Origin of the sequence: Spirillospora sp. NPDC000708, from assembly GCF_040299565.1 — a bacterium.
GTDB lineage: Bacteria > Actinomycetota > Actinomycetes > Streptosporangiales > Streptosporangiaceae > Spirillospora.
The window spans coordinates 57,483-76,953 of sequence record NZ_JBEPCJ010000030.1 but is presented as its reverse complement, the minus strand read 5'-3'; the positions used below and the strand labels follow the sequence as shown (position 1 = coordinate 76,953).

Sequence of the window (19,471 nt, the reverse complement as noted above, 5' to 3'; positions counted from 1 at the left end):
GAGCCCGCGAGGGCGCGGCGGCGGCCGGACTCACCCAGGGAGGGCCTCATGACCGTCAGGAGCGTCTTCCCGCGCCGCCGGCCGCCCGCGCCGAGCGCCGGCTGGTGGGCGTTCACCCTGCCGCTCGCCCTCATGCTCGCCAGCGACTACAAGCTGCGCAGCCGCGACGTCGACAACGCCGTCGGCGGCAGCGCCGACCTGACCGTCCTGGTCGAGATCGCGATCTACGGCGCCGCCGCCTTCTACCTGGTGTGGAAGTTCGGGCTGCGGGCGCCGCGCCGCCGCACCACCGGGCTGCTGCTCGCGGCATGGCTGTTCTGCGGGTACGTGGCGTTCTCGGCGCTGTGGTCGCCGTTCAAGTCGCTCGGCATCGTCCGCGGCGTGCAGCTGCTGATCACGATGCTGGTGGCGCACACCATCGCGACCCGCGCCACCCCCGCCGACCTGCGCAAGCTCGCGCACATCTTCGTCGGGATCGTGCTGGTGTCGGTGGGCATCGGCGCCGCGCACCCGTTCCCCCGGACGCTGCACACCGAGTCCCGGTTCAACTGGCTGTACGTCCACCCCGTCATCGCCGGCGTGTACCTCGCAGTCGCGATCCTGCTGGTCGTCGGCTACCTGATCCGATGGAACCGGCCGCAGGACCGGCTGTGGCACCCGGCCGTCTACGCGGTGGCGCTGGCGGTCCTGACGGGCGCGCTCGTCGCCACCGGGACGCGCGGCGCCGCGCTCGGCTGCGCCGCCGGGCTGCTCGTCCTGCTGGCCACCGCCCGCGGCCCCAAGGGCCGGATCGACCTGATCGTGATGGGCGCCGCGGTCGCCGTGCTGGCGGTGCTGGCGTTCTCCGACAAGATCCTCGCGTTCGTGGCGCGCGGCGAGAGCACCCAGCAGCTCGCCACCCTGAACTCCCGCACCGAGCTGTGGTCGCTGGCGATGGACGCGTTCCGGGAGGAGCCGATCTTCGGCCGGGGCCTCGGCGCGTCCCGCGGCCTCTTCCTGGACAGCATCGGCCTCGGCGGCGGCCACAACGCGTTCATCAACGCGCTCGTCGACAACGGCGTGGTCGGCACCGTCGCGTTCGCCGCGCTGCTGCTGACGCTCGGGTTCGTGCTGCTGACGCTGTGCCGGCACCGGACGCTGCGCGCCGACGCCGGCATGCTGCTGGGGATCTTCGGCTGCTTCCTCACCGACAGCATGACCACCGAGGGTCTCGCCGCCCCCGCGAACGTGTCGTCGGTGTGGCTGTTCATCCTCGTCGCGTGGGCGGAGACGCTGCGCAGGCAGGGCGGCGACCCGCTCCCGGTCGTCCAGCGGTCGCCCGCGGAGACGGTCGTCGACGCGGCCGGCTGGTCACCCGCCGCCGTGACGGCGACCGCGCAGATAGAAGCCGGCCCCGACAAGCCCTAGCAGGACCAGCCCGACCAGCGCCCCGGTCCCGAGCAGACCGCCCGGCATGCCGGACTTGGACGGGATCTCCACCGGGGAGCCGCCGCCGTCGGTCGCCGGCGACGCCGACGGGTCCGGTTCCGTCGCCGCGTTCGCCTCGGGCAGTTCCACCGTCCGGAACACCGGACGGGCGCCCGCCCCCGCCAGCAGGACCTTCCGGCCGTCCGACGACACCCCGAACGCGGGCCCCGCCAGCGACGCCGGCGTCTTCACGACCTGCCCGACGTCGTCCCGGATCCCGCCGAGGATCCGCACGTCCGTGGTCGTCTTCAGGATCACCCGCCCGTCCCGGGTGAAGTCGCCGCCGCGCACCGGGAACGGCAGCGTCCGCAGCCGCGTCAGCGCGTTGTTCGACGGGCCGAGCACCCCCGGCAGCGCGAACACGGCCGCCGCCGCGGCGTCCCGGGTGATGATGTAGACGCGGCTCTCCGCCGGATCGGCCAGCAGCGCCGCGCCCCGGTGCCCCCCGTCGGGGTACTTGAGCCTGAACGTCTTCACCGGCAGCGTCCCGCCGGACAGGGTCCTCGGCTCGGCGACCCGGTGCAGCAGCAGGCCCCCCGTCCGGCCGGAGCTCAGGTCCCCGACGAACAGCCCCGACTCCCCGGCCCCGTTCTTCACGATCGTGATGGCGTCCCACCGCGTCGCCGTCGCACCGGACAGCGTGTACGTCGCGCGGGTGCGGCCCTTGGCGTCCAGAGCGAACAGGCGGGGACCGCCGACGGCGGCCGCGACCGTCCACCAGATGTCGGGGTGCAGCACGCCCGCGACCATCGCGGCGGGCCCGGCCAGCGCGGGCCGGAACGCGGTGCGGGCGGCCGCCGTGGTCGTCACGGCGGGACTCGGTGACGGCGCCGTCTCCGCGACCGCCTCCGGCCCCGTCAGGACCACGAGCACCACCGCCGCGCCACCCGCGGCGAACCGGAGCCTGAGGGGGTTCGTTCTCACAGTCTGACGTCCATCTCTGCCGGGAACCGTGTGGCATTCTTGCGCATGTGGATCCGCTCGGCATTAAAGGTACTTACTGCTTCACCCCCCGCGTGCACGGTGACCAGCGGGGATCTTTCCATGAGTGGTTCCGGGACGACGCGCTGCGGACGGTCACGGGACACGGGCTGAACCTGGCGCAGGCGAACTGCTCGGTGTCGTCCAAGGGGGTGCTGCGCGGCGTGCACTTCGCCGACGTCCCGCCCGGCCAGGCCAAATACATCACGTGCCTGCGCGGGGCGATCCTCGACGTCGTCGTCGACCTGCGCGTCGGATCCCCCACGTTCGCTCAGTGGGAGGCCGTCCGGCTGGACGACGAGACGCGCCGCTGCCTGTACATCGCCGAAGGCGTCGGCCACGCTTTCATGGCGCTGACGGAAGACGCGACGGTCGTCTACCTGTGCTCGGAGCCCTACGCGCCGGGCCACGAGCACGGCGTGCACCCGCTCGACCCGGAGATCGGCATCGAGTGGCCCGTCGGCATCGAGCCGGTCCTGTCCGACAAGGACGCGCAGGCCCCGACCCTGGAGGAGGCCCGCCGCGCCGGGCTGCTGCCGTCCTACCAGGACTGCCTCGACCACTACGCCAAGCTCGGCCTGCCCGGCTGAGCCTCCGGCCACGCCGCCGCCAGGGACGGCCAGGCGGCGTGCAGGGCGTCCCGCCAGTCGCGCATGGGCGCCAGGCCCGCCGCCGCCCACCGGCCGTGCCCGAGGACGCTGAACGCCGGACGCGGCGCGGGCCGCACGAACCTCTCGCTCGTCGTGGGCCGCACCCGGGCCGGGTCGAGGCCGAGCAGCGCGAACACCTCGCGGGCCAGCCCGTACCAGGTCGTCCGGCCCGCGCTGGTGCCGTGGTACGCCCCGGCGGGGGCGTCCGCGCGGGCCAGCGCGATGATCCGGTCGGCGAGGTCGCCGGTCCAGGTCGGCTGCCCGGCCTGGTCGTCGACCACCTCGACGGTGTCGCGCTCCCCCGCCAGCCGCGCCATCGTCCGGACGAAGCTGGGCCCGTGCGCCCCGTACAGCCACGCCGTCCGCACCACGTACCCGCGCTCGTAGCCGAGCACCGCCGCCTCGCCGGCGAGCTTCGTCCGGCCGTAGGCGTTGACGGGCGCGGCCGGGGCGTCCTCCGGGTACGGCTCGGTGGCGGAGCCGTCGAACACGTAGTCGGTGGACACCTGCACGAGCTTCGCGCCGATCTCCGCGCACGCCCCGACGAGCGCCTCGACGGCGGTGCCGTTGACGGCGAGCGCCGCGTCCTCGTGCGCCTCCGCGTCGTCCACGGCCGTCCAGGCGGCGCAGTTCACCACCACGTCGGGCCGGTGCCGCCGCAGCGCCTCCCGGACCGCGCCCGCGTCGGTCAGGTCCAGCTCACTCCGCCGCGGCGCCACCGCGCCGCCGAGGCGCGCGACGACGTCGGTGCCGAGCATCCCGCCGGCACCGGTGACCAGCCATGTCACGCCGCGTCCTCCGAGCGCTTCTTCAGCGGCTCCCACCAGGCGCGGTTCTCCTCGTACCAGCGGACCGTCGCGGCCAGCCCCTCGTCGAACGCCACCTGCGGCGCGTACCCGAGGGCGCGCAGCTTCGCGTCCGACAGCGAGTACCGGCGGTCGTGGCCCTTGCGGTCCTCGACGCGCTCGACCATGTCCCAGCCGGCGCCGACCGCGTCGAGCAGCCGCCGCGTCAGCTCCAGGTTCGTCAGCTCCGCCGTGCCCGCGATGTGGTACACCTCGCCGGGCTCGCCGCGCTCGGCGACCACCTGGATGCCGCGGCAGTGGTCGGCGGCGTGGATCCAGTCGCGCACGTTCCCGCCGTCCCCGTACAGCGGCACCGTATGGCCGTCCATCAGGTTCGTGGCGAACAGCGGGATGACCTTCTCCGGGTACTGGTAGGGCCCGTAGTTGTTGCCGCAGCGGGTGATGCTGACCGGCAGCCCGTGTGTGCGCGCGTAGGCGCGCGCCATCATGTCGCCGCCGGCCTTCGCCGCCGAGTACGGCGAGTTCGGCGCGAGCGGCGCCTCCTCGTCCCAGGAGCCCTCGTCGATGCTGCCGTACACCTCGTCGGTGGACACCTGCACGACCCGGGGGGTCCCCGCGTCCAGGCACGCCTGCATCAGCGTCTGCACGCCGAGCACGTTCGTCCGCGCGAACTCCGCGCCGCTGGCGATCGACCGGTCCACGTGCGACTCGGCCGCGAAGTTCAGCACCACGTCATGCCCCGGCACCAGCTCCGCGAGCAGCCCGCCGTCGCAGATGTCGCCGTGGACGAAGGTGAACCGCCCTTCGACCGGCTCCAGGTTCGCCAGGTTCCCGGCGTAGGTCAGCTTGTCCAGCACGGTGATCTCGGCGCCGGCCCACGCGGGGAACGCCCCGGACGCGAGGTCCCGCACATACTGCGACCCAATGAACCCGGCCCCACCCGTCACCAGCACCCGCGGGGGTCGGTCACCCGTCATGTCCATCTGAACTCCTCATTCGGACATCCGCCTTCCGGCACAGGAGCAGCGGAGGTGGCCATGGAACTTCGAACAAACGCACGACGCAGAGCAAACGAACCGCTACAGTCCGTCCCATGCCGCGGACCGTCAAGCGAGCGTTCAAGTACCGCTGCTACCCCACGCCTCAACAAGCCACGCAGCTTGTACGGACCTTCGGTTGTGTCCGCCTCGTCTATAACAAGGCCCTGGAGGAGCACATCCGGGTCTTCCGCACCGAAGGTCGTCACCTTGGTCTCAACGAGGCGTCGGCGAGGCTCACGCAGTGGAAACGCGACCCGGCCTTCCGCTTTCTGGCGGAGGTCTCGTCGGTTCCGCTTCAGCAAGCTCTGCGGCACCTGCGGAGCGCGTTCACCAACTTCTTCTCGGGACGCGCGCGCCATCCGTCCTTCAAGTCGCGGAAGAAGGGCAAGGCAAGTGCCGCCGAGTACACCAGGTCGGCGTTCGCCTACCGGAACGATGAACTGACGCTCGCCAAGATGGACGCGCCGCTCCGTGTCGTCTGGTCGCGTCCGCTTCCCAGCGGAGCGACGCCGTCCAGGGTCACGGTCACCCGCGATGCGGCGGGGCGGTGGTTCGTGTCCCTGCTGTGCGAGGACAGTGTCGCCGCACTGCCTCCCGTCGCGCAGCGCACAGGCGTGGACTTCGGCATCACGGCGCTGGCGACCCTTTCGACGGGCGAGAAGGTCACCAATCCCCGGTACGGCGATCGTGACCGGAAGCGACTCGCCGAAGCTCAGCGCAGCCTCTTCCGGAAACGCAAGGGCTCGGCCAATCGCGCCAAGGCGCGGCGGCGCGTCGCGCGCGTCCATGCGCGGATCGCCGACCGGCGGCGCGATTTCCTGCACAAGCTTTCGACTCGGCTCGTCCGCGAGAACCAAGTGGTCGTGATCGAGGACCTGGGCGTCGGGAACATGCTCAAGAACCCGTCCCTGGCTCGCGCCATCGCCGATGCGGGCTGGCGCGAGCTGCGCACGATGCTGGAGTACAAGGCCGACTGGTACGGACGCGAACTGACCGTGGTCGATCGTTGGTTCCCGTCCAGCAAGCTGTGCAGTTCCTGCGGACGCCGTGCTTCCGCGATGCCCTTGGCGGTCCGCGAGTGGAGCTGCGCCGCCTGCGGCGCCCGTCACGACCGGGACGTCAACGCTGCGCAGAACATCCTCGCCGCCGGGCCGGCGGAGAGGCGAAACGCCTGCGGAGCTGCTGTAAGACCTCAACGGAGATTCTTCCCGGCGGGCGAGCGGTGATGAAACAGGAAGCCCGGCGGGCGACCGCCGGATTCCCCTTTCGCAAGGGGACTGCCGGTCAATTGCTGATCTGCACTTTGCTGTGATCTCCCAGGACGAGGCGGTGGGCCTTCGGGACGCGGGGGGCGGGGGTGACCTCGGCCTCGCGGCCGATCAGCGAGCACTCGATGCGGCCGACGCCGTCGATGGACGCGCCGCGCAGCACGATCGAGTACTCGATCTCGCTGTCCAGGACCGCGCAGTCGCGGTCGATGGAGGTGAACGGGCCGACGTAGGAGTCGCGGACGACCGAGCCGGCGCCGACGATGACCGGGCCGACGACGCGGGACCCCGCGACGCGGGCGCCCGCCTCCACCACGACCCGGCCGATCAGCTCGCTGGCCCCGTCCACCTCGCCCTCCACATGAGGTTCGACGCCCTCCAGGACGAGGCGGTTGACCTCCAGCATGTCGGTGACGTTGCCGGTGTCCTTCCAGTAGCCGGTGATCACCGTGGACTCGACCCGGTGGCCGTGGTCGATCAGCCACTGGATCGCGTCGGTGATCTCCAGCTCGCCGCGCGCGGACGGCTTCAGCTCAGCGACCGCGTCGTGCACCGCCGGGCTGAACAGGTACACCCCGACGAGCGCCAGGTCGCTCTTCGGGAACTCCGGCTTCTCCTCCAGCGCGACGACCCGGCCGGCGCCGTCGAGTTCGGCGACGCCGAACGCGCGCGGGTCGGAGACGTGCGTCAGCATGATCTGCGCCTGCGGGCGCTCCGCGCGGAACCGGTCGACGAGCCCGTCGATGCCGCCGACGATGAAGTTGTCGCCGAGGTACATCACGAAGTCGTCGCCGCCGAGGTACTCGCGGGCGATGAGGACGGCGTGCGCCAGCCCGCGCGGGGCGTCCTGGCGCAGGTACGTCACGTCGAGGCCGAACGCCGAGCCGTCGCCGACGGCGCCGCGGATCTCCGCCTCGGTGTCGCCGACGACGATGCCGACCTCGCGGATGCCGGCGTCCCGGATCGACTCCAGGCCGTAGAACAGGACCGGCTTGTTCGCGACCGGGACGAGCTGCTTCGCCGAGGTGTGGGTGATGGGGCGGAGCCGGGACCCGGCGCCGCCCGCCAGCACGAGGGCCTTCACGGCGCGACGGCGGAGGTCGGGCCCTGGGGGGCGGGCAGGTGCACGGGGGGCTCCAAAGGGGTGCTTATCGGGCGCCGGTGATCATCCCGGCGCCGACGGTGTTGTTGGTGGCCTCGTCGATCAGGATGAAGCCGCCGGTCAGCCGGTTGCGGTTGTAGTCGTCGACGAACAGCGGCTGCGTCACCCGCAGCGAGATCCGGCCGATCTCGTTCAGGCCGAGGCCCTCCGCCTGCTCGTCGCGGTGCAGCGTGTTGACGTCCAGCCGGTAGTGCAGGTCCTTCACCAGCGCCTTCGCGGTGCGGGTGGTGTGCTTGATGATCAGCTTGGAGCGCGGGGTGAGGACCCGGTCCGGGGTCATCCAGCACACCATCGCGTCGAGGTCCTGCGCGACCTCCGGCCGGTTGTGCGGGCGCGCGATCATGTCGCCGCGGGAGATGTCGATGTCGTCGGCGAGCCGCAGCGTCACCGACATCGGCGCGTACGCCTCCTCGACCGGGCCGTTCGGGCCGTCGATGTGGGTGATCGTCGTGGTCAGCCCGGACGGCAGGTGCACCACCTCGTCGCCCGGCTTCAGCACGCCGCCCGCGACCTGCCCCGCGTAGCCGCGGTAGTCGTGCAGGTCGGGGTCGGTGGAGGCGTGCGGACGGATCACGTACTGCACCGGGAACCGCACGTCGATGAGGTTGCGGTCGGAGGCGATGTGCACGTGCTCCAGGTGGTGCAGCAGCGACGACCCGTCGTACCACGGCATGTTCACGCTGCGCTCGACGACGTTGTCGCCGTGCAGCGCCGAGATCGGGATGAACGTCAGGTCGGAGACGTCCAGCTTGGAGGCGAACGCGGTGAACTCGTCGACGATCCGCTCGTAGACGGCCTGGTCGTAGTCGACGAGGTCCATCTTGTTGATCGCCACGACCAGGTGCGGGACCTGCAGCAGCGTGGTCAGGAACGCGTGCCGCCGGGACTGCTCCAGGATCCCCTTGCGGGCGTCCACCAGGATGATCGCCAGGTCGGCGGTGGACGCGCCCGTCACCATGTTCCGGGTGTACTGGATGTGCCCGGGGGTGTCGGCGATGATGAACTTGCGGCGCGGCGTCGCGAAGTAGCGGTACGCCACGTCGATGGTGATGCCCTGCTCCCGCTCGGCGCGGAGCCCGTCGGTCAGCAGCGCGAGGTTCGTGTACTCCTCGCCGCGGTCCACGCTGGTCTTCTCGACCGACTCCAGCTGGTCCTCGAAGATGGACTTGGAGTCGAACAGCAGCCGCCCGATCAGGGTGGACTTGCCGTCGTCGACGCTGCCGGCGGTGGCGAACCGCAGCAGGTCCATGCCCTTGACCTGCTCGGTCGTGGCGGACGCGCGCTCGGCGGGCTCGTTCGTGCTGGCCATTAGAAGTAGCCCTCCTTCTTGCGGTCCTCCATGGCGGCCTCGCTGGTCCGGTCGTCGGCGCGGGTCTGGCCGCGCTCGGTGATCCGCGTCGCGGCGATCTCCGCGATCACCTCTTCCAGCGTCGCGGCGTTCGACTTCACCGCGCCCGTGCAGGACGCGTCGCCCACCGTCCGGTACCGGACGGACGCCTCGAACTCCGGCTCGTCGTCACCGCGGTTCGCGAACCCGGTCTCGGCGTCCAGCAGCAGCCCGTCGCGCTCGAACACCCGCCGGGTGTGCGCGAAGTAGATCGGCGGCAGCTCCAGCTCCTCGCGCCGCACGTAGTCCCAGATGTCCAGCTCGGTCCAGTTCGACAGCGGGAACACCCGGACGTGCTCGCCCTGCGTGATCCGCGTGTTGAACAGGTTCCACAGCTCCGGCCGCTGGTTCTTCGGGTCCCACTGGCCGAACTCGTCCCGGAACGACACCACGCGCTCCTTCGCGCGCGCCTTCTCCTCGTCGCGGCGCGCACCGCCGAACGCCGCGTCGAACCCGTGCTCCTCGATCGCGTCCAGCAGCGGCGTGATCTGCAGCCGGTTCCGCGACGCGCGGCGCCCCTTCTGCTCCACCACCCGGCCGGAGTCGATCGCGTCCTGCACCGACGCCACGACCAGCCGGACGCCCAGCTCGGCGACGCGCCGGTCGCGGTACTCCATCACCTCGGGGAAGTTGTGCCCGGTGTCGACGTGCATCACCGGGAACGGGATCGGCGCGGGCCAGAACGCCTTCTGGGCCAGGCGCAGCATCACGATGCTGTCCTTGCCGCCCGAGAACAGCAGCACGGGCCGCTCGAACTCGGCCGCCACCTCCCGGAAGATATGGATCGACTCGGCTTCGAGGACGTCTAGCTGGGACAGCAGGTAATCGCAACGCTGCATGGTCTGGGACTCTCTCCACGCTGTACTGGCAGATGCAACCGGTGGCACGGGACGGGCGCACGCGCTTCCCACCGGATCGAACGTCGGCCCGCCGCTGATCAATCCCGCCTGGCGAGGCGGTCAGTCGGGCAGGCTGTCGCTCACGTCTCCGATGCCGGTCAGCAGCGTCGACGCCGACACGGGGTGGCACACCAGGATATCCGGCAGCCTCGGGTCCTTCCGGTTGTACTCCAGCGGGGCCCCGTCGACGCGCGACGCGTGCGCGCCCGCCGCGAGCGCCACCGCCGCCGGCGCCGCCGAGTCCCACTCGTACTGGCCGCCCGCGTGCACGTAGGCGTCCACCTCGCCGAGCAGCACCGCGGAGATCTTCGCCCCCGCCGAGCCGATCGGCACCAGCTCCACGTCCAGGCCTTCCGAGGGGGGACGACCCCCCACGCCCCCCGCAACCGCCTTTTCCAGCTTCTCGGCAAGCCGCTGCACGAACTCGGGCGGCCGCGTCCGGCTCACCGCGATCCGCAGCTTCCCCGGGTCCGGCGCGGGCACGTGCAGCGGCACCTCCCGCGGCAGGCCCCGGCGCGCGGCGTCCGAACCCGCGGTCACCGGGTCCGGCTCGCCGGGGTCGTCGCGGACGAGCGCCGCGCCGCCCGTGGCGTCGGTGCGCAGCGTCAGGCCCTGCGCCGGCAGCGCGACCGCGCCCGCCGACAGCCGCGCCGCGCCCGCCGCGTCCCGCTCCCACAGCGCCACGTGGACGGCCCAGTCGCGGCGGCCCTCCTCGGAGAACTCCCGGGTCCCGTCCAGCGGATCGATGATCCACACGCGGGACGCCGACAGCCGCTCGGCCTCGCCGGTGTTGCGCGTCGGGGCGCGGTCGTCGCCCTGGGAGCGCTTGCCCGCCACCGACGAGCGGCCCTCCTCCGAGAGCACGGCGTCACCGGGACAGCGCTCCGCCAGCGCCGCCATCAGGTACTCGTGCGACCGCAGGTCGCCGGTGTCCTTCAGGGCGCGCCCGTCGGCGAAGCCCATCTCGTCCCGCACGCCCAGCAGCAGCCGCCCCGCCGCCGCGGCGAGCTCCGCCGCCAGCGCGTGGTCGTCCGCCACGGCTCTCTCGGTCATCCGTTGATCACATTCCCGACTCGACTGGTCTGCCCGGTCTACTTTCTCATGCATACCCCACACCGCCCGGTGCCAGGGTCACGTCCCACCTGGCGAGACCGGGCGTGGGGCGCGTACCGGCGTCCGGTACGCGCCGCGGCACTCGGCACCCGCCGCTCGCGGGCGCCGCGGCCGGTGCCGCCGCGGTCAGTAGGCGCCGGAGCCGCGGAACACCGCCGACCACGTCTTCCACATGATCTGCAGGTCCAGCGCGAGCGACCAGTTGTCCACGTACCGCAGGTCGAGCCGGACCGACTCGTCCCACGTCAGGTCCGAGCGGCCGCTGACCTGCCAGAGGCCCGTCAGTCCCGGCTTCACCACGAGCCGCCGGTACACGTCGCCGCCGTACTGCGCGACCTCCTCCGGCAGCGGCGGGCGCGGCCCCACCAGCGACATGTCGCCCCGCAACACGTTGAACAGCTGCGGCAGCTCGTCCAGCGAGTAGCGGCGCAGCCACCGCCCCACCTTCGTGATGCGCGGGTCCTCCCGGATCTTGAACAGCACGCCGTCGTTCTCGTTGTGCTCCATCAGCGCGTTCTTGCGCGCCTCCGCGTCCTGCACCATCGTGCGGAACTTCAGCACCGTGAACTCGCGGCCGCCGCGCCCGACCCGGACCTGCTTGAACATCACCGGCCCGGCGCTCGTCACCTTGATCAGGAACGCGACCACCAGCATCAGCGGGCTCAGCAGCAGCAGGCCGGTCAGCGCCGCCGTCCGGTCGAACAGCCCCTTCAGCACCCGCCGGCCGCCGTCCAGCTCCGGATGCTCCACGTGCAGCAGCGGCAGGCCCGACACCGGACGGATCGAGATCCGCGGACCCGTCACGTCCATCAGCGCCGGCGCCACCACCAGCTCGACGTCGTCCCGCTCGATCTGCCACGCCAGCCGGCGCAGCGCCACCCCGTCCATCTCCGGACAGGCCAGCACCGCCACCGAGTCGGCGCCGGTCCGCTCCGCGACGGCCGCCGTCTGGCCGAAGTCGCCGAGCACCGGCACGCCCTCCACCTCGTGGACGGCGTCATCGCCCGACGCCAGCGCCGGCGGCAGGCACACCGCCACGATGTCCATCCCGTGGTACCGCTTCTGCCGCAGCAGCCGGATGAGGTCCGCGACGGACGTGCGGTGCCCCACCGCCACCACCCGCCGCATGCACTCCCCGTTCCAGCGCTTGCGGTGCAGCCACTTGCGCAGCCGGTACCGCGCGACCAGGTCCAGGAACGTGCCGAGCGGCATCGCCATCACGACGTACCCGCGCGCCACCTCCGTCTTGGTGGCGTACGCCAGGATCGCCAGCGTCGCGGTGAAGATGAACCCCGCGCGCAGGACGCCCTTGAACTCCTCGTACCCCACGCCGATGTACCGCGGCTGGTACGCCCGGCACAGCATCAGCATCGGCACCCAGAGGACCGGCAGCGCCACCGTCAGCGCGACGTACGGCGCCGTCGGATCGCTGGGCACCCCCGGGAAGCGGAGCACGAACGCGATCACCCCGGCCGCGAGCATGCTGAAGAAATCGAGCCCGCCGGCGAACCGGCGGTACCATCCACTCCAGCTCTGCGCATCCGGGCGACGTTGCTCCTGGCGAATCGGTGACTCGGCCTGAACCTTGTCAACGACGGCCATACGACCTCACCCAACCCATGTAACGCGCGCCCCGAAAAGCTCGATCCACCCCAGAGACGGTTGAACAGCTCCCAAGGTTCACATAAAACGTGAACCTCATCCGCGCAGAATTTTACGAGCGCCGCGCCGTGTCCGCCTCGGCACGGACCGCATCCGGCCGATTGCCGAAAACGCCTGCCCCGCGTGGTTTCAGCCCGCGTGGAACTCGTTCTGCGCGGCCTCCAGGCTCCCGGTCAGCAGCGCCTCCACCGCGTCCGCCGCCCGGTCGACCTCCAGGTCCAGGACCTTCCGCTCCGCCGCCGAGAAGTCCTTCAGCACGAACGCCGCCGCGTCCATCCGCCCGGGCGGCCGCCCCACCCCGAACCTGACCCGCAGGTACTCCTTGTCGCCGAGCGACTTCGTGATCGACCGCAGCCCGTTGTGACCGTTGTCACCGCCGCCGCGCTTCAACCGCAGCGCCCCGAACGGGATGTCCAGCTCGTCGTGGACGACGATCAGCCGCTCCACCGGAACCTTGTAGAAGTCCCGCAGCCCCTTCACCGGGCCGCCCGACTCGTTCATGTACGTCCGCGGCTTCGCCAGCACCGCGCGGACGCCCGCGAGCCGGCCCTCCAGCACGTCCGCCCGCGACCGGTGCGCCTTGAACCGGCCGCCGGCCCGGCCCGCCAGCACGTCCAGCACCATGAACCCGGCGTTGTGCCGGTTGCCGGCGTACGACGGTCCCGGATTGCCCAGGCCGACCACCAGCCAGACGTCCGTGCTCACCCGATCTCCTCACAGCCGAAGGCCCCCGCAGGCGTGCCTGCGGGGGCCGTTCGTCGTTCCGCCGTTCCGCCGTGCTACTCGGCGGGCTCCTCCGCCTCGGCCTCGGCCGCCGCCTCGGCGGCCTCCGCCGCGGCTTCGGCGGCCTCCGCCTCGGCCGCGGTCTCGGTGTCGCCCGCGGACGCCGACGCGTCGGCGATCTGCAGGATCAGCGTCTCCTCGTCGGTCGCCAGCGTGGTGCCCGACGGCAGCTTCAGGTCCTTGGCCAGCAGCTGCGTGCCGACCTCGACGCCCTCGATGGACAGCTCCACCGACTCGGGGATGTGCGTCGCCTCGGTCTCGACCGAGATCTGGACGGCCTCCTGCTGCACGACACCGCCCGCGACCACCTCGCCGACGACGTTCACCGGCAGGTCGACGGTGACCTTCTCGCCCCGCTTGACCAGCAGCAGGTCGACGTGCTCCAGGAAGCCCTTGATCGGGTCGCGCTGCACGTCCTTGGGCAGCGCGAGCTCCGCACCGCTGCCGACGCCCTCGATGGTCAGCAGCACGTTCGGGGTCTTCAGCGCGAGCATCAGCTCGTGGCCCGGCAGCGTGATGTGCTGCGGGTCGGTGCCGTGACCGTAGAGGACGGCGGGCACCTTGCCGGCCCGGCGGGTGCGCCGCGCGGCACCCTTACCGAACTCGGTGCGCGGCTCGGCGGCGATGCGTACCTCGGACACGGCGAAAACTCCTTGCTTGTTGCGATCCACGGCCGTCCCGCAGGACGTCCGCTACGGACAGAGCGAATCAGGCGTAGCTCGATGCGTCAGGCGCCTCGAAGATTCTTTGCGTTACCCGGGGAGTACGGACCTGAACGGAGCCGCACTGACGACCCGGGGCATACGCGGATTCAAGAAGTCTAGCCGATCGTTTCCACGCGCAACGCCATCGCCCCCGCGACGACCCGCCGCGGGGGCCCTTCTCCGACGTTGACGGCCCGGTCAGAGCCGGACGCGAACGGCACCCTCGCCTGGAAAGACGAACGCCCGCCCCGCCGGGTTCCGCTACCCCGGCACGCCGACCGCATAACGACCGCCAACGATCACCTCAGCCGCCGCAGCGACCTCAGCCACGGAACCGACCTTGACCGACGACCCCAGCCACAGGAGTGACCTTGGCCGGCGACCTCAGCGGACGGCCCCGGCCACGCAACGACCTCGACCGTCGCGATCGCGAGCGAAGCCAAGTTCGAGCTTGCGAGAACTTGATCGCGCAGCGAGCCCCCAGGGCGAGTCGGAGCGATGCAGCGATCGCACGCTTTGTCCGTTGAAGGGAGGGCCCCCAGGGCCCGACCGCCGAGGACAAAGCAATGTCAGCTGTGCCCGCCGAAGAGGCTGGTGACGGAGCCGTCGCTGAAGACCTCGTTGATCGCGCGGGCGACCAGCGGGGCGATCGACAGGACCGTCAGCTTGTCGAACTGCTTGTCCTCCGGGATGGGGAGCGTGTTGGTCAGGACGACCTCGGAGATCCGGGAGTTCTTCAGCCGGTCGACCGCGGGGCCGGACAGGACGCCGTGGGTGGCGGCGACGACGACCTTGTCGGCGCCGTGGTCGAACAGCGCGTCGGCGGCCTTCACGATGGTCCCGCCCGTGTCGATCATGTCGTCGACCACGACGCAGGTGCGGCCCTTGACCTCGCCGACGACGTCGAAGACCTTCACCTCGTTGGCGACGTCCGGGTCGCGCTTCTTGTGGATGATCGCCATCGGGACGCCGCCGAGCCGGTCGGACCAGCGCTCGGTCACCCGGACGCGGCCGGCGTCGGGCGCGACCACGGTCACCCGGGAGGTGTCGAGGCGGCTCTCGAAGTGGTGCGCCAGCAGGTCCAGCGCGAACAGGTGGTCGACGGGGCCGTCGAAGAACCCCTGGATCTGCGCGGTGTGCAGGTCCACGGTGATCAGCCGGTCGGCGCCGGCGGTCTTGAACAGGTCGGCCATGAGCCGCGCCGAGATCGGTTCGCGGCCGCGGTGCTTCTTGTCCTGCCGGGCGTAGCCGAAGAACGGCGCGACGACCGTGATCCGCTTGGCGGACGCGCGCTTCAGCGCGTCCACCATGATCAGCTGCTCCATGATCCACTGGTTGATGGGAGCTGTGTGGCTCTGGATCACGAAGGCGTCGGAGCCACGGACCGACTCCAGGAACCGCACGAACGTCTCACCGTTGGCGAAGTCGTACGCGGACGTCGGCGTCAGGTCGACGTGGAGGTTGTCGGCGACCTCCTTGGCCAGGTCCGGGTGGGCTCGGCCGGTGAAGAGCATCAGCTTCTTCTGACCGCTCGCTTTGATCCCACTCACCTCTGACAACTCCCCCTCAATGGAACTGTGCACTCATGTGGGTTGTCGTCCCCACTCCCCGGGCACCACAAGAGTCCTCTCCGTGATGCCCGGTCGTCTGTTGTCCGTGGGGGACGCCGCTGTCCTCCACCTCCCCGCCGGACGGCGGGGCAGTCATCGGCGCGCCTGCTCTCCGGCGCGTGCCGTCAGGCCGGCTCGTCCCGGTCCTCGGCGGCGCGGCGCGCCGCCTCCGCCGCGGGCGAGCCGGGCCGCTTGCGCTCGACCCAGCCCTCGACGTTGCGCTGCCGCGCCCGCGCGACGGCCATCGCCCCCGGCGGGACGTCCTGGATGATCACCGAGCCGGCGGCGGTGTAGGCGCCGTCGCCCACCGTCACCGGCGCGACGATCATGTTGTCGCTGCCGACCTTCACGTGGGAGCCGATCACGCTGCGGTGCTTGCGCTCGCCGTCGTAGTTCACGAACACCGAGCTCGCGCCGATGTTGGAGTGGTCGCCGATCTCGGCGTCGCCGACGTAGGTGAGGTGCGGCACCTTGGTGCCCTCGCCGATCTCGGCGTTCTTGGTCTCGACGTAGGTGCCGATCTTGCCCTTGCGGGCCAGGCGCGTCCCGGGCCGCAGGTAGGCGAACGGGCCGACGGACGCCTCCGGGCCGATCTCGGCCTCGACGCACACGGCGTTCACCACGGACGCGTCCGCGCCGACGCGGGTGTCGGTCAGGGTGCAGTTCGGCCCGACGCTGGCGCCCGCCTCCAGGTGGGTGCGGCCGTGCAGCTGGGTGCCCGGGTGCACGACGGCGTCCGGTTCGGCGGTGACGTCGGCGTCGATCCAGGTGGACGCGGGGTCGATGATCGTCACCCCGGCCCGCATGTGGGCCTCGAGGATGCGGTCGTTCAGCTGCCGGCGGGCCTGGGCCAGCTGGACCCGGTCGTTCACGCCCTGCGTCTCGACCCAGTCGGCGACCAGGTGCGCGCCGGCCCGGTGGCCGTCGCCGCGCAGGATCGCCACGACGTCGGTGAGGTACTCCTCGCCGCCGGCGTTGTCGGTGGTCACCCGCTTGAGCGCGTCCTCCAGCAGGGTGCCGTCGAAGGCGTACATGCCGACGTTGATCTCGGTGACGGCGCGCTGCGCGTCGGTGGCGTCCTTGTGCTCGACGATCGCCTCGACGCTGCCGTCCGCCGCGCGGATCATCCGCCCGTATCCGGTCGCGTCGGGCATCTCGGTCGTGAGGACGGTGACCGCGTTGCCCTCGTCCTCGTGCGTGCGGACAAGCGCGGCGAGGGTCTCGCCGCGCAGCAGCGGATGGTCGCCGTTGGTCACCACGACGGTGCCGTCGAGCGATCCGGTCTGCTCCAGCGCCATCCGGACGGCGTGCCCCGTCCCGCCCTGGACCTCCTGGACGACGGGCTCCACGTCCGGCGCGTGCTCGCCCAGGTAGGCGACGGCCTGCTCGCGGCGGTGCCCGACGACCGCGACGAGCCGCCGCGGCTCGAGCTCGCGGGCGGCGGCGAGCACGTGGCCCAGCATCGCGCGCCCGCACAGCTCGTGCAGGACCTTCAGGGTGCGGGACTTCATTCGCGTGCCCTCGCCCGCGGCGAGAACGATGACGGCGGCCGGGCTGTTGGCACTCACTAGGAGGCTCCTCGGCATCGCGGACGGGATCGGCTGCGAGCGCGTCCACCTGCGACATCAGGGCATGGCAGGCCGGAGCGCACCCGACACGGGAAGGATACCGCCCGCTGGGCGCGCGTCACCCCGCGGGCCACCTCACCAGGACAGACGCCCCAGAAGACGGCAATTCGGACAGATGTGCTCCCGGGGGAGGAATCGAACCTCCGTTGACTGAACCAAAATCAGTTGTCCTGCCCCTAGACGACCCGGGAAGGGCGATGTGAACCTCTCTGCGATGGAGTGTCAGCTCGCACGGGAACACGATACCGAGTGGATCCCGGGCGCCCCTACGGCTTTTCCCTCGCCCGCAGGACTTTACCGGGCGAGCCAGCCGGGCAGCGGCTCGCGGGCGTGCGACCATGCGGCGGGGACGGCCTCGGCGCCGAGATGGGCGGCCACGATCCCGCCGGCGATCGCGGACGTGGTGTCCATGTCGCCGCCGACCATGACGCACGCGCGTACCGCCGCCTCGTAGTCGGTCAGCCGGGTGGCCGCCGCCCACAGCGCGTAGGGCACGGTGTCCTGCGCCGAGATGCGGTTGCCGTTGCCCAGGTCGTGGGCGGCGTCCTGCGGGGACTTGGACAGCAGGCGCAATGCCCGCTTGAGGCCGCGCCGCACGTACTCGCCCATCGCGGTGTGCTCCAGCGCCACCTCGATGACGTCCCTGGGGGCGACGCCGCCGTCCTTCCGGGAGGCGACGTAGGCGGCGGCGACGGCCACCGCCACGGCACCGGCGATCCCCTCGACGTGCGAGTGGGTGATCTCGGCCGAGAGGGCCGCCTGGGCCGCGGCGCGGTCGAGGTCGTCCGCGAAGAAGGCGCCGAGGGGCGCGACGCGCATCGCCGCGCCGTTGCCGAAGGAGCCCTTGCCGTCGAACAGCTCCCGCGAGGCGCGATGCCAGTGGTCACCGCCCCGGATGCGCTCCAGCAACTCGACGGCGCCCGCGCCGTAGCGGCGGTGGATGTCGAACCGGTCGGCGAACGACCGCGCCAGTGCGTCCTGGTCGATTTGCCCGAATCGGTTTAGAACGTCTACTACCGAGCACGCCATCTCCGTGTCGTCCGACCACCCCCACGGCGCCGGCGGCACACCCGCCTCCGCGGACACGTGCCGGTTGGCCAGGACGAAGAACTGGTCGCCGAACGCGTCGGCGGTGGAGAGGCCCGCCAGGGAGGCGTGGGCGCGCGCGGAGCGCTCGGCCGGAGTCGGGGGCATGGGCGGTCCTTCCGGGACGGACGGTGAGGTTTCGCAGGAGAGTTTTGTGGCCCATGAGAGAGATTCCCACTGAATTTACCGGCCGTCCCTGTCCAACTTACGGATCCGTAGGTTACGTTGGCGTAGGTAAGGCAGCTCTAGTCACAGGAAGTGGTGACGCATGACAACGGCTCCGACCATGGCTCCTCCCCGACCCGAACGGCGTCCCGAACTAGCACCCGACCAGCAGGGCAACGCCGAACGCGCGCTCGTCGCGGTGTTCACCGGCGTCCCGTTCCTGGCCCTGTTCGCGGCCGTCCCGCTCGCCTGGGGCAGGTTCCTCGGCTGGACCGACGTCGCGCTGACGGCCGTGTTCTACCTGCTGTCCGCGGGCGGGATCACCGTCGGCTACCACCGGTACTTCACGCACGGGTCGTTCAAGGCGAACCGCGGACTCAAGATCTTCCTCGCGCTGGCCGGCAGCATGGCCATCGAGGGCCCGGTCATCACCTGGGTCGCCGACCACCGGCGCCACCACAAGCACTCCGACCAGGAGTTCGACCCGCACTCGCCGTGGCGGTTCGGCGACGACTGGAAGGCGCTCGCCAAGGGCCTGCTCTGGGCGCACTACGGCTGGCTGTTCGACGCCAACCGGACGTCCAAGCAGCGGTTCGCCAAGGACCTGCTCAAGGACCGCGACATCACCCGGATCCACCTGGCCTTCCCCGGACTGGTGGCGGTGTCGTTCCTGCTGCCGGCCGCGCTCGGCGGCCTGATCACGATGTCGTGGCTCGGCTTCTTCACGGCGCTGTTCTGGGCCGGGTTCGTGCGGATCACGCTCGTCCACCACGTGACGTGGGCGATCAACTCGATCTGCCACACGTTCGGCAAGGAGGACTTCGAGGTCCGCGACAAGTCCCGCAACGTCTGGTGGCTGGCCATCCCGTCGCTCGGCGAGTCGTGGCACAACCTGCACCACTGCGACCCGACGTGCGCGCGGCACGGGGTGCTGAAGGGGCAGATCGACATCAGCGCGCGGATCATCTGGGCGTTCGAGAAACTGGGCTGGGCGCGGGACGTCCGGTGGCCGAAGGACGACAGGCTGTCCGCGAAGCGCACGAAGCAGGCGGCTTGACCG

Annotated in this window: 16 protein-coding genes, 1 tRNA gene and 1 pseudogene; 4 read left to right on the top strand and 14 right to left on the bottom strand. The window is 71.3% G+C overall.

Annotation, left to right across the window (positions count from 1 at the left end; all coding sequences use genetic code 11):
- The first annotated feature begins 48 nt into the window (after positions 1-48).
- Positions 49-1,407, top strand: coding sequence for an O-antigen ligase family protein (locus tag ABT299_RS22280; protein ID WP_387023068.1), 1,359 nt, complete (start codon positions 49-51; stop codon positions 1,405-1,407).
- On the opposite strand, the gene ABT299_RS22275 is transcribed toward ABT299_RS22280, so the two are convergent.
- A complete protein-coding gene (locus tag ABT299_RS22275; protein ID WP_500251854.1) occupies positions 1,351-2,391 on the bottom strand; it encodes a hypothetical protein in 1,041 nt (346 codons plus the stop codon). The genes ABT299_RS22280 and ABT299_RS22275 overlap by 57 nt on opposite strands.
- A 47-nt stretch (positions 2,392-2,438) precedes the next feature.
- On the opposite strand from ABT299_RS22275, the gene rfbC reads away from it, so the two are divergent.
- A complete protein-coding gene (gene rfbC, locus ABT299_RS22270) occupies positions 2,439-3,038 on the top strand; it encodes a dTDP-4-dehydrorhamnose 3,5-epimerase (RefSeq protein WP_500251853.1) in 600 nt (199 codons plus the stop codon).
- Here rfbC and rfbD read toward each other — a convergent pair.
- Together rfbD and rfbB are read right to left on the bottom strand one after the other, a co-directional pair.
- Positions 3,011-3,886 (bottom strand): dTDP-4-dehydrorhamnose reductase, encoded by an 876-nt coding sequence (rfbD, locus tag ABT299_RS22265; RefSeq protein ID WP_500251852.1) that lies wholly within the window; start codon positions 3,884-3,886, stop codon positions 3,011-3,013. The two genes, rfbC and rfbD, sit on opposite strands and share 28 nt — an antisense overlap.
- Positions 3,883-4,881: a dTDP-glucose 4,6-dehydratase gene (gene rfbB / locus ABT299_RS22260; RefSeq protein ID WP_190854513.1), complete on the bottom strand. Its 999-nt coding sequence runs from the start codon at positions 4,879-4,881 to the stop codon at positions 3,883-3,885. The genes rfbD and rfbB overlap by 4 nt, the downstream gene beginning before the upstream one ends.
- Positions 4,882-4,997: 116 nt before the next feature.
- On the opposite strand from rfbB, the pseudogene ABT299_RS22255 reads away from it, so the two are divergent.
- Positions 4,998-6,256: pseudogene (locus ABT299_RS22255) on the top strand (RNA-guided endonuclease InsQ/TnpB family protein).
- Here the strand turns inward: ABT299_RS22255 and ABT299_RS22250 are convergent.
- The 11 genes from ABT299_RS22250 to ABT299_RS22200 form a co-directional block, all read right to left on the bottom strand.
- Complete coding sequence (locus tag ABT299_RS22250) at positions 6,229-7,296, bottom strand: glucose-1-phosphate thymidylyltransferase (RefSeq protein WP_433245704.1); 1,068 nt, start codon at positions 7,294-7,296, stop codon at positions 6,229-6,231. The pseudogene ABT299_RS22255 and the gene ABT299_RS22250 overlap by 28 nt on opposite strands.
- Positions 7,297-7,360: 64 nt before the next feature.
- Complete coding sequence (locus tag ABT299_RS22245; protein ID WP_190854980.1) at positions 7,361-8,623, bottom strand: sulfate adenylyltransferase subunit 1; 1,263 nt, start codon at positions 8,621-8,623, stop codon at positions 7,361-7,363.
- A 59-nt stretch (positions 8,624-8,682) separates the two neighbouring features.
- On the bottom strand, positions 8,683-9,600 hold the full coding sequence (gene cysD, locus ABT299_RS22240; RefSeq protein WP_151542371.1) for a sulfate adenylyltransferase subunit CysD: 918 nt from the start codon (positions 9,598-9,600) through the stop codon (positions 8,683-8,685).
- A gap of 120 nt (positions 9,601-9,720) precedes the next feature.
- Positions 9,721-10,713, bottom strand: coding sequence for an inositol monophosphatase family protein (locus ABT299_RS22235; protein ID WP_433148116.1), 993 nt, complete (start codon positions 10,711-10,713; stop codon positions 9,721-9,723).
- 186 nt (positions 10,714-10,899) lie between these two features.
- Positions 10,900-12,375 (bottom strand): sugar transferase, encoded by a 1,476-nt coding sequence (locus tag ABT299_RS22230; RefSeq protein WP_190854522.1) that lies wholly within the window; start codon positions 12,373-12,375, stop codon positions 10,900-10,902.
- A gap of 189 nt (positions 12,376-12,564) precedes the next feature.
- Positions 12,565-13,140 (bottom strand): aminoacyl-tRNA hydrolase, encoded by a 576-nt coding sequence (gene pth, locus ABT299_RS22225; RefSeq protein ID WP_190854524.1) that lies wholly within the window; start codon positions 13,138-13,140, stop codon positions 12,565-12,567.
- Positions 13,141-13,214: 74 nt separating this feature from the next.
- Complete coding sequence (locus tag ABT299_RS22220; protein WP_190854527.1) at positions 13,215-13,859, bottom strand: 50S ribosomal protein L25/general stress protein Ctc; 645 nt, start codon at positions 13,857-13,859, stop codon at positions 13,215-13,217.
- A 632-nt stretch (positions 13,860-14,491) separates the two neighbouring features.
- Entirely contained in the window at positions 14,492-15,472 is a 981-nt protein-coding gene (locus tag ABT299_RS22215; protein ID WP_190854529.1) for a ribose-phosphate diphosphokinase, read from the bottom strand.
- 185 nt (positions 15,473-15,657) lie between these two features.
- Positions 15,658-17,100 (bottom strand): bifunctional UDP-N-acetylglucosamine diphosphorylase/glucosamine-1-phosphate N-acetyltransferase GlmU, encoded by a 1,443-nt coding sequence (glmU, locus tag ABT299_RS22210; RefSeq protein WP_500251851.1) that lies wholly within the window; start codon positions 17,098-17,100, stop codon positions 15,658-15,660.
- A gap of 180 nt (positions 17,101-17,280) precedes the next feature.
- Positions 17,281-17,351 (bottom strand) — tRNA-Gln (locus ABT299_RS22205).
- Between the two features lie 103 nt (positions 17,352-17,454).
- Positions 17,455-18,354 (bottom strand): ADP-ribosylglycohydrolase family protein, encoded by a 900-nt coding sequence (locus ABT299_RS22200; protein WP_500251850.1) that lies wholly within the window; start codon positions 18,352-18,354, stop codon positions 17,455-17,457.
- Between the two features lie 160 nt (positions 18,355-18,514).
- Between ABT299_RS22200 and ABT299_RS22195 the strand changes: the two genes are divergently transcribed.
- Complete coding sequence (locus tag ABT299_RS22195) at positions 18,515-19,468, top strand: acyl-CoA desaturase (RefSeq protein ID WP_190854535.1); 954 nt, start codon at positions 18,515-18,517, stop codon at positions 19,466-19,468.
- Positions 19,469-19,471 lie beyond the last annotated feature (3 nt).

Excerpts from the sequence above, each read along its gene's own strand:
- ABT299_RS22280 (WP_387023068.1), top strand. The coding sequence starts at position 49 with ATGACCGTCAGGAGCGTCTTCCCGCGCCGCCGGCCGCCCGCGCCGAGC.
- rfbB (WP_190854513.1), bottom strand. The coding sequence starts at position 4,881 with ATGACGGGTGACCGACCCCCGCGGGTGCTGGTGACGGGTGGGGCCGGG.
- ABT299_RS22245 (WP_190854980.1), bottom strand. The coding sequence starts at position 8,623 with ATGGACCTGCTGCGGTTCGCCACCGCCGGCAGCGTCGACGACGGCAAG.
- cysD (WP_151542371.1), bottom strand. The coding sequence starts at position 9,600 with ATGCAGCGTTGCGATTACCTGCTGTCCCAGCTAGACGTCCTCGAAGCC.
- ABT299_RS22235 (WP_433148116.1), bottom strand. The coding sequence starts at position 10,713 with ATGACCGAGAGAGCCGTGGCGGACGACCACGCGCTGGCGGCGGAGCTC.
- ABT299_RS22230 (WP_190854522.1), bottom strand. The coding sequence starts at position 12,375 with ATGGCCGTCGTTGACAAGGTTCAGGCCGAGTCACCGATTCGCCAGGAG.
- ABT299_RS22200 (WP_500251850.1), bottom strand. The coding sequence starts at position 18,354 with ATGCCCCCGACTCCGGCCGAGCGCTCCGCGCGCGCCCACGCCTCCCTG.
- ABT299_RS22195 (WP_190854535.1), top strand. The coding sequence starts at position 18,515 with ATGACAACGGCTCCGACCATGGCTCCTCCCCGACCCGAACGGCGTCCC.